The 13,583-nt window shown below is 73.4% G+C and carries 12 protein-coding genes; 6 read left to right on the top strand and 6 right to left on the bottom strand.

Translation table 11 applies throughout. From position 1 onward, the window contains the following. Positions 1–47 precede the first annotated feature (47 nt). The 4 genes from cofD to E1289_RS09160 all read left to right on the top strand — a co-directional run bounded on the left by cofD (position 48) and on the right by E1289_RS09160 (position 6,005). Entirely contained in the window at positions 48–1,001 is a 954-nt protein-coding gene (cofD, locus tag E1289_RS09175; RefSeq protein WP_131977410.1) for a 2-phospho-L-lactate transferase, read from the top strand. Next, positions 998–2,287, top strand: a complete 1,290-nt coding sequence (locus tag E1289_RS09170; RefSeq protein ID WP_131977407.1) for a coenzyme F420-0:L-glutamate ligase — start codon at positions 998–1,000, stop codon at positions 2,285–2,287. The genes cofD and E1289_RS09170 overlap by 4 nt, the downstream gene beginning before the upstream one ends. Before the next feature lie 99 nt (positions 2,288–2,386). Continuing rightward, positions 2,387–4,951 carry a bifunctional FO biosynthesis protein CofGH gene (locus E1289_RS09165; protein WP_131977404.1) on the top strand — a complete coding sequence of 855 codons (2,565 nt, stop codon included), beginning with the start codon at positions 2,387–2,389 and terminating at the stop codon, positions 4,949–4,951. A gap of 22 nt (positions 4,952–4,973) precedes the next feature. After that, on the top strand, positions 4,974–6,005 hold the full coding sequence (locus E1289_RS09160; RefSeq protein WP_131977401.1) for a substrate-binding domain-containing protein: 1,032 nt from the start codon (positions 4,974–4,976) through the stop codon (positions 6,003–6,005). Here E1289_RS09160 and E1289_RS09155 read toward each other — a convergent pair whose 3' ends face one another. The 4 genes from E1289_RS09155 to E1289_RS09140 form a co-directional block, all read right to left on the bottom strand. Next, positions 6,006–6,719 carry a DNA-3-methyladenine glycosylase 2 family protein gene (locus E1289_RS09155; protein ID WP_243712712.1) on the bottom strand — a complete coding sequence of 238 codons (714 nt, stop codon included), beginning with the start codon at positions 6,717–6,719 and terminating at the stop codon, positions 6,006–6,008. It lies immediately after the preceding gene. Positions 6,720–6,907: 188 nt separating this feature from the next. After that, complete coding sequence (locus E1289_RS09150; RefSeq protein ID WP_131977395.1) at positions 6,908–7,975, bottom strand: NDP-sugar synthase; 1,068 nt, start codon at positions 7,973–7,975, stop codon at positions 6,908–6,910. Between the two features lie 40 nt (positions 7,976–8,015). Continuing rightward, complete coding sequence (locus E1289_RS09145) at positions 8,016–9,173, bottom strand: glycosyltransferase family 1 protein (protein ID WP_131977392.1); 1,158 nt, start codon at positions 9,171–9,173, stop codon at positions 8,016–8,018. 243 nt (positions 9,174–9,416) lie between these two features. After that, the gene (locus E1289_RS09140) at positions 9,417–10,121 is read right to left on the bottom strand and encodes a methyltransferase domain-containing protein (protein ID WP_131977389.1); all 705 of its coding nucleotides are present in this window, start codon (positions 10,119–10,121) and stop codon (positions 9,417–9,419) included. A 65-nt stretch (positions 10,122–10,186) separates the two neighbouring features. Here E1289_RS09140 and E1289_RS09135 point away from each other — a divergent pair, with 65 nt between their 5' ends. Beyond that, a complete protein-coding gene (locus E1289_RS09135) occupies positions 10,187–11,155 on the top strand; it encodes a lysylphosphatidylglycerol synthase transmembrane domain-containing protein (protein ID WP_243712716.1) in 969 nt (322 codons plus the stop codon). Next, on the top strand, positions 11,152–11,475 hold the full coding sequence (trxA, locus tag E1289_RS09130) for a thioredoxin (RefSeq protein ID WP_131977386.1): 324 nt from the start codon (positions 11,152–11,154) through the stop codon (positions 11,473–11,475). Before E1289_RS09135 ends, trxA begins: the two co-directional genes overlap by 4 nt. Here the strand turns inward: trxA and E1289_RS09125 are convergent. Then, positions 11,456–12,583: a glycosyltransferase family 4 protein gene (locus E1289_RS09125; RefSeq protein ID WP_243712711.1), complete on the bottom strand. Its 1,128-nt coding sequence runs from the start codon at positions 12,581–12,583 to the stop codon at positions 11,456–11,458. The two genes, trxA and E1289_RS09125, sit on opposite strands and share 20 nt — an antisense overlap. Before the next feature lie 4 nt (positions 12,584–12,587). After that, positions 12,588–13,523 carry a glycosyltransferase family 2 protein gene (locus E1289_RS09120; RefSeq protein WP_131977508.1) on the bottom strand — a complete coding sequence of 312 codons (936 nt, stop codon included), beginning with the start codon at positions 13,521–13,523 and terminating at the stop codon, positions 12,588–12,590. Positions 13,524–13,583 lie beyond the last annotated feature (60 nt).

Raw genomic sequence — 13,583 nt, 5'->3', positions numbered from 1 at the left:
CGCCGGCGCCGTGCGCCGGAAATGACGCCGCGGATACGCTGGTCGCCATGAAGATCATGGTGCTGGCGGGTGGTATCGGTGGGGCCCGCTTTCTGCGCGGGCTGCGGTCGGCGGCTCCCGGGGCGGAGATCACCGTCATCGGCAATACCGGGGACGACATCTCGCTTTTCGGGCTGCGGGTGTGCCCCGACCTGGACACCGTGATGTACACGCTCGGCGGTGGCATCAACGAGGACCAGGGGTGGGGCCGGGCCGACGAGACGTTCACCGTCAAGGAGGAGCTCGGCGCCTACGGTGTCGGGCCGAGCTGGTTCGGGCTGGGCGACCGCGACTTCGCGACCCACATCGTCCGGACGCAGATGCTCGCGGCGGGGTACAAGCTGTCGGCGGTGACCGAGGCGCTGTGCGACCGGTGGAAGCCGGGCGTCCGGCTGATCCCGATGACCGACGACCAGGTCGAGACGCACGTGGTCGTCGAGGACGAGCAGGGGCGCCGGGCGATCCACTTCCAGGAGTGGTGGGTGCGGCTGCGCGCGTCCGTCCCGGCCCTGTCGATCGCGGCGGTCGGCGCGGAGGAGGCCAAGCCCGCGCCGGGCGTGCTGTCGGCGATCGAGGAGGCCGACGTGGTGCTGTTCCCGCCGTCCAACCCCGTCGTGAGCATCGGGACGATCCTCGCGGTGCCCGGCATCCGGGACGCGGTCGCGACCCGGACGGTCGTCGGCGTCTCCCCGATCATCGGCGGCGCCCCGGTGAGCGGCATGGCGGACGCCTGCCTGACCGCGATCGGCACCGAGACGTCGGCGCGGGCGGTCGCCGAGCTGTACGGGCTCGGGCTGCTGGACGGCTGGCTCGTCGACGAGGCCGACGCCGCCGTGCGGGTGGAGGGCATCGAGGTGCGGTCGCGCCCCCTGCTGATGAGCGACGCGGCGGCGACGGCGGAGATCGCCCGCGCCGCGCTCGACCTCGCGGTGGAGCTGAAGCGGGCGGAGGAGTCGCGGTGAGCCGCCTGGAGGTGCTCGGGGTCCCCGGGCTGCCGGAGGTCGCGGAGGGCGACGACATCGCGGCGCTGATCCCGGCGGAGGCGGTGCGGGACGGCGATGTCGTGGTCGTCACGTCCAAGATCGTCAGCAAGGCGGAGGGGCGGATCCTGGTCGCCGCCGACCGGGAGAAGGCGATCGAGGCGGAGACCGTGCGGGTGGTGGCGCGCCGGGCGCACGACCGCGGCGAGACGCGGATCGTGGAGACGCGGCAGGGGCTCGTCCTCGCGGCGGCCGGGGTGGACGCGTCCAACACGCGGCCGGGCACGGTGCTGCTGCTGCCGGAGGACCCGGACGCCTCCGCCCGCCGCATCCGCGCGGGCCTGCGCGAGCGGACCGGCGCGGACGTCGCCGTCGTCGTCTCCGACACGCTCGGGCGGCCCTGGCGCAACGGGCTGACCGACGCGGCGATCGGCCTCGCGGGCCTGGAGCCGCTCAGCGACCTGCGGGGCCGGGACGACGGCTACGGCCACCGCCTCGACGCCACGATCACCGCCGTCGCCGACGAGGTCGCGGCGGCCGCGGAGCTGGTGAAGGGCAAGCTCGACGGGGTGCCGGTCGCGATCGTGCGCGGGCTGTCCGCCCTGGTCACGAAGGAGGACGGGCCGGGCGCGCGGGCGCTGGTCCGGCCGCCCGACGAGGACATGTTCCGGTGGGGGCCGTCCGAGGTGCTGTACGCGCGGCGCACGATCCGCGAGTTCACCGCCGACCCGGTCGACCCGGCGGCGGTGCGCCGCGCGGTCGCCGCGGCGATCACCGCGCCGGCGCCGCACCACACGACGCCGTGGCGGTTCGTGCTGCTGGAGTCGGCGGGTGCGCGGACGCGGCTGCTGGACGCGATGCGCGACGCCTGGGAGGCCGACCTGCGCCGCGACGGCTTCTCCGAGGAGTCGATCACCAAGCGGCTGAAGCGCGGCGAGGTGCTGCGGCGGGCGCCCTACCTGGTCGTGCCGTGTCTGGTCAGGGACGGTTCGCACCACTATCCGGACGAGCGGCGGTCGCGCGCCGAGCGGGAGATGTTCGTCGTCGCGACGGGCGCGGGGGTGCAGAACCTCCTGGTGGCGCTGGCCGTCGAGGGGCTCGGTTCGTGCTGGGTGTCGAGCACGATGTTCTGCCGCGACGTCGTCCGCGAGGCGCTCGGGCTGCCGGGCGACTGGGACCCGATGGGCGCCGTCGGCGTCGGCCACCCGGCCGCGCCGCCGCGCGAGCGCCCGCCGCGGAGCCCGGAGGCGTTCATCGAGGTCCGGTGACGCGGGAATAGCCGGCGCACCGGCAGGGCTACTACAGAAACGGGCAATTCGGTTGCCCCGCTGCGGCGCAGATTATGACGATTGGCATAGAGTGCCTGCATGGACGCCACGAGCTCCGCGCTCCGCCGGGCACTGGCCCGCGCGCGTGACGGCAAGACACTGGATCGATCCGAGGCCACGACACTGCTGCAGGCCCGCGGGGCGCAGCTCGACGACCTGCTCGCCCACGCCGCCCGCACCCGGGACGCCGGCCTGGAGGCCGCGGGCCGCCCGGGCGTCATCACCTACAGCCGCAAGGTCTTCATCCCGCTGACCCGGCTGTGCCGCGACCGCTGCGGGTACTGCACGTTCGCGACCGTCCCCCACAAGCTGGACGCCCCCTACCTGAGCCCGGACGAGGTCCTGGAGATCGCACGGCGGGGCGCCGAGCTGGGCTGCAAGGAGGCCCTCTTCACGCTCGGGGACCGTCCCGAGGACCGCTGGAAGCAGGCCCGTGAGTGGCTTGACGCGCACGGCTACGACGACACGCTCTCCTACGTCCGCGCGATGGCGATCCGGGTGCTGGAGGAGACCGGGCTGCTGCCGCACCTGAACCCCGGCGTGCTCACCTGGCGCGACTTCCAGCGGCTCAAGCCGGCCGCGCCGTCCATGGGCATGATGCTGGAGACGACGGCGACGCGGCTGTTCAGCGAGCGCGGCGGCCCGCACTTCGGGTCGCCGGACAAGGACCCGGCCGTCCGGCTGCGGGTGCTGGAGGACGCGGGACGCGTCAACGTGCCGTTCACCACCGGCGTCCTCATCGGCATCGGCGAGACGATCGAGGAGCGCGCGGACGCGATCTTCGAGATCCGGCGGACGATGCGGGAGTACGGCGCGATCCAGGAGGTGATCGTGCAGAACTTCCGGGCGAAGCCCGACACCAAGATGCGCGACACCCCCGACGCGGACCTGGCCGAGCTCGCCGCGACGATCGCGGTGACGCGGCTCGTCCTCGGCCCGAAGGCGCGTGTGCAGGCGCCGCCAAACCTCGTCGGCGACCAGTTCGCGCTCATGCTCCGCGCCGGCATCGACGACTGGGGCGGCGTGTCGCCGCTGACACCCGACCACGTGAACCCCGAGCGGCCCTGGCCGCAGATCGACGAGCTGGCCGAGCGGACGGCCGCGGCGGGGTTCGCGCTGCGCGAGCGGCTGACGATCTATCCCGAGTACGTGCGGCGCGGCGAGCCGTGGCTGGACCCGCGGCTGAACGCGCACGTCGCGGCACTGGCCGACCCGGCGACCGGCCTCGCGCGGGAAGACGCCGTCCTGGAGGGCCGGCCCTGGCAGGAGCCCGACGGCGGGTTCGAGGCGTCCGGCCGGACCGACCTGCACACCGAGATCGACACGACGGGCCGCACCAGCGACAGGCGCGACGACTTCGACGAGGTGTACGGCGACTGGGACGCGCTACGCGACCGCATGTCCGCCCCCCAGCGTTTCGACGCCGACATCAAGACCGCTCTCGCGCGCGCGGAGCAGAACCCCGCGGGCCTGTCGGACGACGAGGCGCTGGCCCTCCTGCACGCCGAGGGCCCGGAACTCGACGCCCTCGCCAAGCTCGCCGACGACCTGCGCCGCGACACGGTCGGCGACGACGTCACCTACGTCGTCACCCGCAACATCAACTTCACGAACGTCTGCTACACGGGCTGCCGGTTCTGCGCGTTCGCGCAGCGCCGCACGGACGCCGACGCCTACACGCTCTCCCTCCGGCAGGTCGGGGACCGGGTGGACGAGGCGTGGGAGGCGGGCGCCACCGAGATCTGCATGCAGGGCGGTATCCACCCCGACATGCCCGGCACCGCCTACTTCGACCTCGCCCGCGAGGTGAAGAACCGCGCACCGGACATCCACCTGCACTCCTACAGTCCGATGGAGGTCGTGAACGGCGCGTCCCGCGCGGACATGTCGATCCGCGAATGGCTGGAGGGGGCCAAGGAGGCCGGTGTCGACTCCCTGCCGGGGACGGCCGCCGAGATCCTGGACGACGACGTCCGGTGGGTGCTGACCAAGGGCAAGCTGCCCACCGACCAATGGGTCGAGGTCGTCACCACCGCGCACGAGATCGGCCTGCCGACGACGTCCACCATGATGTACGGACACGTCGACAACCCGGCGCACTGGGTGGCGCACATCAAGCTCCTCCGCTCCATCCAGGAGCGGACGGGCGGGTTCAGCGAGTTCGTCCTGCTGCCGTTCGTGCACCACAACTCGCCCATCTATCTCGCCGGGCTGGCGCGTCCGGGGCCGACCGTCCGGGAGAACGTGGCCGTCCACGCCCTGGCGCGGATCCTGCTGCACGGCGCGATTTCCAACATCCAGACGTCCTGGGTGAAGCTGGGCGACGAACTCTGCACGCGCGTCCTGCAGGGGGGCGTGAACGACCTCGGTGGCACGCTGATGGAAGAGACCATCAGCCGCATGGCCGGGTCGGAGAACGGCTCCTTCAAGCCCATCAGCGAACTGGAGCAGATCGCGGCGCGCGCAGGGCGTCCCGCCAAGCAGCGCACCACCCTGTACGGCGAGGTGCCGGAGGAGCGCCTGGAGGCGTCCCGCCGCACCGACGGCATCGGCCACTTCGGGCGCGGAGGCGGAACGCTCGACCTGCCTCTGGTCGGCACCTGATCCCCAGCGGTATGACTGACGAGTGAACCTCTGGAGGCGGCCGGCCGCCTGGGCCGCCGCGGCGCTGGTCCTGTCCGGCGCGGGCGGCGGGGCGTGGGCGCTCGGCCTCCTCCCGGGGACGGCGGCGTGCGGCGGGTCCGCGCTGCGGATCACCATCGCGGCCCAGCCGGAGATCGCGCCCGCGCTCCAGGGCGTGGCGGACCGCTTCAACGTCGAGGAGCACCGCGTGGCGGGACGCTGCGTCGACGCACGGGTCAAGCCCGTCTCCCCCACCGGCTACCTGGGCGACGCCACCCTGCGCGCCAAGACCGACGCGTGGGTGCCGGAATCGTCGCTGTGGCTGGAGACGGCCCGGGACAAAGGCAACACGTCCGTCCCCGCTGGGGGGATCCCGGTGGCCGCGACGCCGGTGGTGCTCGCGACGCCCCGCCCGGTCGAGGCGGAGTTCCGCGACGCCGACGTCGACTTCGGCTGGGAGCTCCTGCTGAAGGACAAGGCCGGAGGCATTCCCCTGGCCCGCCACGCGGCCGACCCGGCCGCCGGGATGAGCGGGACGATCGCCATGATCGCCATCGAGCAGGTCGCCGAGGGCAGGGCCGGCGACGCCGCCGGGGCGCTCCGGGAGAACGCCCCCGGCAGGCCGGACGAAACGTCCGGCGACTCGATGACGGTCCTCGCCGACTTCATCGGCGCCGAACGCTTCGCCCGCCCCCTGGCGGTCACCACCGAGCAGGCGGTCGTGGCCTACAACGACACCCACCGCCCCAACCCGATCGTGAGCCTCATGCCGGACGAGGGCACGCTGCTGCTCGACCACCCTTACGTCGTGACCACCGCGGACCGGGACCGGCAGGACGCGGCGGAGGCGTTCAAGGCCGCGCTGGGGACACGTCCCGCGCACGACATCCTGCACCGGGCGGGCTTCCGCGCCCCCGACGGCACCCTGCCCGCCGTGTACGCCGACGAGCACGGCTTCACCGCGGAGCCGCCGCCCTCCCTCCGGCTGCCGACCCCCGAGGAGATCGACGAGGCCCGCACGTCCTGGGAAGCGTGATCAGAAGGCCCGGTAGTCCCGCACGGGCAGCCGGGGCCCGCGCCGGGGCGGGCGCCGCCCGGACGACTCCAGCAGCCGGGTGACGCGGTACCGGTGCCCGGCGTAGGGCTCCAGCAGTTCGAGCATCCCCGCGTCGTCGACCTTGCGGCCGATCAGCGCCCAGCCGACCATGCCGGGCAGGTGGTAGTCGCCGACGGACACGGCGTCGGCATCACCGACCGCCCGCTGCCGGGTCTCCGCGGCCGTCCACACCCCGACCCCCGGCAGCGACCGCAGGCGCCGCTCGCTCGGCTCCTCCTCAAGCCGCTTCGCGACCCGCGCGGCCCCCATGATCGTCCGGGACCGGACGGCCTCCAGTCCCGACCGGTGCCACTCCCACGACGGGATCCGGACCCACACCTCGGGCGGCGGAGGCACCCGCATGTGCGGCGCACCGGGCGCGGGCTCCCCGAACCTCCGCAGCAGGTACCCCCACCCGCGCCACGCCTCGGCCCCGAGGACCTTCTGCTCCATCACCGCCGGGACGAGGGCCTCGAACACCCGCCGCGTCCGCCCGATCCGCAGCCCCGGCCGCCTGCGCAACTGCTCCCGGACGACGTCATGCCGCGCGACGAACCCGTCCGGCTCGTCCGCCGCCCCCAGCAGCTCGGGCACCCCGTCCAGCAACCACTCGGCCCCCGCACCCCAGGCCGTGGCCTCGACGACGCCCCCCACGCACCGAAGCCGAAGCGTCCCAGGCCCATCGGGTGTGTACGAGGCCCGCCAGACGGCCCCGTCCGGCTCGACGCGGAACGCCGGATCCCGCGCCCCCCGCCGATGCGGCGAAAGCGTCCCGAGCAGATCGAGTTCCCAAGCGGGCCGCCACTCCCGGACCCGCGCACCGACCGTGGTCACCGGCAGGGTCAGGTGTCGGCGGAGAAGCGGACGGCGGTCGGGGGGAGTTCTATGCCCGGCCACACGCGGAGACCGCCGCGCAGTTCGTTGCCGGGGCCGATCACGGCGCCGTCGCCGAGGACCACGCCGTCCAGGACGGCGCCGTGCCCCACGCGGGCGCCCCGGCTCAGGACCGAGTCGCGGACCGTGGCTCCTTCGGCGACGAACGCGTCGTCCAGGAGGACACTGCCGATCACGGTGGCGCCGGGCTCGATCACGGCGCCCCGGCCCACGGTCGTGCCGCCGCGGACGACCGCGCCCGCGGCGACGCGCGCGCCCGGGAGCGTGAGGCGCTCGCCCGGCTCGCCGGGCATCGCCGGGGAGGCCAGCGTCCCGAGGACCAGGTCGCGAGAGCCGCGGACGAACGCCTCGGGCGTGCCGACGTCCAGCCAGTAACCCGACTCGACGTACCCCATAACCGTGGCGCCGGACGCGATGAGCGACGGGAACGTCTCCCGCTCCACGGACACGACCTCGTCCTCGGGGATCGTGTCGATGACCGAGCGGCGGAAGACGTAGCAGCCCGCGTTGATCTGGTTCGTCACCGGATGCGGCGTCTTCTCCAGGAACGCGGTGACGCGGCCCTGGTCGTCGGTGGGCACGCAGCCGAAGCGGGACGGGTCGGCGACCTCCGTCAGGTGCAGCGTCACCGCGGCACCGGCCGCCTCGTGCATCTTGACCTGGGCGCGCACGTCGTGGCCGGACAGGATGTCGCCGTTCAGGATCAGCACCGGGTCGTCCGGGCCGGAGGTGAGCGCCCGCGCGGCGTTGCGGATGGCGCCGCCGGTGCCGAGCGGCTCGTCCTCGCTGACATAGGCCAGGTCGACGCCGTGCGCGTGGGTGCCGAACGCCGCCTCGAACATCTCCGCCCGGTAGGACGTGGCGAACACGATGCGCTCGACGCCCTCGGCGTGCGCCCGCGCGAGCTGGTGGGCGAGGAACGCCACCCCGGCCGTCGGCAGCAGCGGCTTGGGGGTGGAGATGGTCAGCGGGCGCAGGCGCGTGCCCTGCCCCCCGACCAGGAGGATCGCTTCCACTCGGTTCCCTTCCTCCACCGTGGTAGTGGTGCGAGCGAGCCTAATGGGTGGTGGAGGTTCTGGTTGCCTGGTGCTGGTCGACGGCGCGCTGGTAGGAGGCCAGGTGCGCCTTCGCGGACGCCGCCCAGGAGAACCGGCCCGCGCGGACGTGCGCGGCGTCGGCGAGGGCGGAGCGGCGGGACGGGTCGTCGAACAGCTCGTCTAGCGCCGCGCCGATGCCGGACGGGTCGGGCTCGGTGTAGGCGACCGCGTCGCCGCCCACCTCGGGGAGGGGGCCGCGCCGGGTGGTGAGGACGGGCGCGCCGCAGGACATGGCCTCCAGGACCGGGAGGCCGAAGCCCTCGCCGCGGCTGGGGAGGGCGACGACCAGCGCGCCGCCGAAGAAGCCGGGCAGCGACGCCCAGGGCAGGTAGCCGGGGCGCAGCACGCGCAGGTTCAGCGGGACGGTGGCGAGCGCGGCGTCGACCTCGTCGTCCCATCCCCCGCCGCCCGCGAGGACGAGCGCCGGGGCGTCCGGGCGGTGCTCGCAGGCCCGCACCCAGCCGCGGATCAGGTTCGGGACGTTCTTGCGCGGCTCCAGCGCGCCCAGGTACGCGACGTAGGGGTGGCCGTGCAGGCCGAGCCGGTCGGAGACCTGCTTGACCTCGGCCTCGGACGGCCGGTGGAACACCTGCTGGTCGACACCGTGGTAGGCGACGTCGATGCCGGCGGGATCGGCGCCGAGGACGCGGACCAGCTCGTCCCGCGTCGCCATGGACGGGGCGATCAGCCGGGTGGCGCGGCGCGCGGCGGTGCGGGTCGCCGACTTGACGTAGGTGGTGCGGACCGGGTCGTGCGCCTCCGGCTCGGCGAACAGCGTCACGTCGTGGATCGTCACCACCGTCGGCAGCACCGCGCTCACCGGCATCGTGTACGTCGGCAGGTGGATGACGTCAGCCCCGACGCGCTCGGCGACGTGCGGGAGGCCCGACTGCTCCCAGGCGAGACGGGTGGCGCGGTGCGACAGCCCCGCCGGGCCGGCGACGACGCGCACCCCGGGGACGAGGCCCCCGTAGCGTTTCTCATCCGCCCGCTGGCAGACGACCGCCAGGTCGGCGCCCTGCGCGTGCAGGGCGCACAGCAGCCCGTCCACATACCTTCCGAGCCCGCCGCGGTCGGCCGGCACGGCGGTCGCGTCGAGCAGAATCCGAGGCGCCACGGTCTCTCCCCCATCCGCGGTGGCGTAGATCACCCTTTACCGTCCGAGCCTACGCCCGTCGGTGCCCCTCGCGGGGCACCTCATTCATGACTTCAGCGAGGAATGCGCCCCGACCGCTCATCTCTCTCACTGTGGGGGACACCCCCCGCACCCCCCGGCAACTACCTTTCACTGTGGGGGACAACCCCCACACCCCCGGCAACTACCTTTCACTGTGGGGGACAACCCCCACACCCCCGGCAACTACCTTTTGCGCGCGTGGATGAGAACGATGCTGCCGCGCTCGTTCGGGGCCTTGCGGTCGGCGAGGGCGACGAGCGGCGCCAGCGGGGCGGCCGCGTTGAAGCCGACCTTGCCGCCGTAGGTGGAAAGCGACAGGTAGAGGCGTTCCGTGGCGGCCGTGCGGAACTGGTAGCTGTGCTTGACCAGGTCGAGGCCGCGCTCGTCCATCAGCTTGCGGAGGCTGTCGTGGGTGTAGGTGTGCTGGACGTGGTACCTGGCCTTGTGCGCGTCGCGCAGCTTCGGCCAGGTGTCGGCGCGGCTCAGCACGTCGGCGGACATGAAGATCTCACCGCCGGGCTTGAGGACTCGCGCCATCTCGTCCAGTGACCTGCCGCCGTCGTCGAAGTGCTCGATCGCGCAGACCGACAGGACCGCGTCGAACGAGCCGTCGGCGAACGGCAGGCGCAGCGCGTCGCACTCGATCAGCGCGGGCGCGTGGGCGAGCGTCCGCCCGTACTCCATCTTGCCGCGGGCGAGGTCGATCGAGACGGCGTCGGCGCCGCGCCGGCGGGCCCGGCCGGCCCAGTAGCCGTCGCCGCCGGCGACGTCGAGGACGCGCCGGCCGCGCAGGTCCCGCCCCATCCAGCCGAGGAGCGTCCCCGCCTCGCGGTACCGGCACACGTGTACCTGGTGGCCCATGAAGGCGACCACATCCGAGAGCTTCATCGTCCTCAACTGTAGGCCGCGCGGGCGGCCGGGACGCCACGTTCGCCTACGCTGGGCGCGTGAAGATGAAGGTCGTCGCCGTGCGGGCGCTGCGGGTCCTCCTGGTGATGCTCGCGCTGGCGTTCTGCGCCTACAGCGTGGCCTCCCAGTGGGACGAGGCGGTGCACGCGTTCCGGCAGATGTCGTGGGTGGCGCTGGCCGCGGCGCTGGCCGCGGGGCTGGCCGGGCTCTTCGCCTGGATGCTGGGGTGGCGGGAGTTCCTCGGCGGCCTCGGCTCGCCGCTGCCCGTGCGCGCCATCTTCCGGATCTCCGGGATCTCGCAGCTCGGCAAGTACGTGCCGGGCAAGGTCTGGGCGCTGGTGACGCAGATCGAGATGACGCGGGAGCACGACGTGCCGCCCGAGCGCAGCTTCGGGTCGACGATGCTGGCGGTCGCGACGTCCACGGCGTGCGGGCTGGCCGTCGCGGCGGTGACGCTGCCGCTGACGTCGGTGACGGCGCGCGAGGAGTACTGGTACCTGTTCCTGCTGGCGCCGCTCCTGCTGATCCTGCTCCACCCGCGGATCGTGAGCTGGTCCCTGGGGGTGATGCTCAGGGTCATCCGGCGGCCGCCGCTGGAGCGTCCGGTGAGCCTGGCCGTCACGCTGCGGGCCATCGGCTGGACGGTCCTCGGCTGGATCCTGTTCGGCGTGCACACCTGGCTGCTGTGCAACGCCGTCTCCGGCGACGGCAAGGGCCTGCCGTTCCTCGCGACGGGCGCGTACGCGCTGGCGTTCGTCGCCGGGTTCCTCGTCTTCATCGCGCCGGGCGGCATCGGGGCGCGGGAGGCCGCGCTGACCGTGGTGCTGACCCCGGCGCTGCCGGCGGGCGCGCCGGTCGTGGTCGCGATCGCGTCCCGGGTGCTGCTGACCGCCGCCGACCTGATCGTCGCCGGGGTCGCGCTGCTGCTCGGGCGCACGACGCCGGCCCAGGGGAATGAACCGCCGGCCAAGGAGCTTGTGAGGGATACGCACCCTACGAAGGAGGGACCGTGACCGCCCCGATCACCGTGACCGACGCGACGTTCGCGGACGAGGTCCTCGGCAGCGACACCCCCGTACTCGTCGACTTCTGGGCCGACTGGTGCGGCCCCTGCCGGATGGTCGCCCCCGTCCTCGACCAGATCGCCGCGGAGCAGGACGGCAAGCTCAAGATCGCGAAGCTGGACTACGACGCGAACCCCGAGACCCCGAACAAGTACGGCGTGATGGGCCTGCCGACGCTGCTGCTCTACAAGAACGGCGAGGTCGTCGAGCAGATCGTGGGCGCCAAGCCCAAGCGCGCCCTGCTGAAGGTCATCGAGCCCCATCTGTGAGCGCGTCCCCGGTGAGCGTGCCGAGGTACGCGGCCCACACCGGGGCGTGGTCGACCGGGCGGACGCCCGAGCGCAGCCGCTCCGGCTCCCCCGGCGCGTAGAACCGGCCGATGGCGTCGGCGAGGGACGCGACGTCGCCGGGTGCGCAGATCAGGCCGTCCACGCCGTCGCGGACCTGGCCGGCGAAACCGCCGACGTCGGTGGCGATCACCGGCAGGCCGTGCTCGTGGGCCATCCACACGTTCTGCGACGCCGTGGCCGTCCGGTACGGCAGGACGAGCGCGTCGGCGGCGGCGAACAGCCCCGGGACGTCGGCGGCCGGCACGTACCCCGGGCGCAGCTCGACCCGCGCGGTGAGATCCAGCGAGCGGATCAGCTCGCGCGTCTCGTCCAGCCCGCCCCAGAACTCCCCCGCGACGGTCAGCCCCACGTCGCCGGGCCCCTTGGCGAGGGCGTGGAGCAGGACGTCCAGCCCCTTGTACGGGCGCACGATCCCGAAGAACAGGAGCCGGCGCCGCACTTCCACGTCGCCCGGCGCGGCCGCGGCGGCCACCGGCAGGTGCGCGGGCATCTCGGCGACCCGGACGGGACGCGCGGTGAGCCCCCGCGCGAGCCCGGCCTGCTTCTCGGAGTGCACGAGGACGCCGTCGACCCTGCGCAGCAGGCGTTTCATCAGCGGTTCGTCGTAGGGTTTGCGCTCGTGCGGCAGGACGTTGTGGCACAGCGCCACCGTCCGCGCCCCGCGCCGCAGGCCCGCGAGGATTCCCAGGTAGGACGGCACCTGAACCGGGCTCAGCACCGCCAGGACCACCAGGTCGTACGGGCGGAGCGCGCGGCCGGTGCCCCACCAGCCGTCCGGGCGGCGCCAGTCGAGCCGCCGCCGGGTCCCGGGGAACGGCTCGCCCTCCGGAGCGGAGATCGTCTGCCGCCCCGGATAGAGGAACCCGGGGTACTGGGCGCGCCACGACTCGATGACCACGTCGTGGCCCGCCGCCGCCAGCCGGTGCGCCAGCTCGGTGGTGTGGTGCGCGCCGCCGCCCTTGTACGGGAACGCGGGTCCGACGATGGCGATCTTGAGGTTGCCGGGCATGCCGCTGGACGTCCGCATCCCCCTACACGTCACCCCGGGATCGGACGATCAGGTCGGCCAGCAGCGCCAGCGACGCGATGATCAGCCCCGTCACGAAGATCATGATGGTGTTGTTGGCGAAGTACCCGAAGTGCACGATCATGTCGTACACGCCCTTGCCCAGCCCGATCAGGATCAGCCACAGCGCGGGCGGCATCAGCACCTTGAGCGGGTTGAAGTACATCACCATCCGCAGCACCTGCAGGATGTAGCGGTAGGCGTCCTTGGTGAAGTGGAACTTGGACTTCCCGGCCCGCTTGGCGTAGTCGATCGGCATGTAGTGGACCGGGTGCTGGTTCGACAGGAACGCGATCGTGATCGTCGTGACGCAGGAGAAGCCGGGCGGCAGCAGCCGCAGGTACGGCAGCGACACCTCGCGGCGGAACGCGCGCAGCCCCGAGTTCAGGTCGGGGATCCTGGAGTTGGTGAGCCGCTCGGCGACCTTGCGGATGAACCACTTGGCGGGCACCCGCAGCGCCTTGTGCGTGCCCTCCTCGCTGGTGCGCGCCCCCACGACCTGGTCGATGGACGGGTCGGTGTCCAGGACGTCCACCAGCTCGGGGATCCGCTCGTTGGGGTAGGACATGTCGGCGTCCGTCCACACGACGATGTCCCCGCGGGCCTGCTGGGAGCCGATGCGGCGCACGGTGCCCGAGCCGCTGTTGTGCTGGAACGCGATGACCCGCATGTTCGGGAAGCGGGGCGCGGCCTCCTCCAGCCGGGCGAGCGTCGCGTCGGTCGAGCAGTCGTCGACGGCCAGCAGCTCGTAGCTCTTGCCGCTCGCGTCCATCGCCGCGCAGATGCGCTCGACCTCGTCGACCACGTGGTCCTGCTCGTTGTAGCAGGGCAGCACGATCGTGACGTGGACCGGCCGGGCCGCGGCCTCGGCCGGCTCCGCCTCGGCCGCGGGCGCCTTCACGGGTCCGGGCGCGGGCGGTACGACCGGGGACGCGGCCGCGGGCGCGGGCGGGGCCTCGGG

It is taken from the genome of Actinomadura sp. 6K520 (genome assembly GCF_004349245.1).
Taxonomy (GTDB): Bacteria; Actinomycetota; Actinomycetes; order Streptosporangiales; family Streptosporangiaceae; genus Spirillospora.
This window is presented reverse-complemented; position numbering and strand designations above follow the sequence as displayed.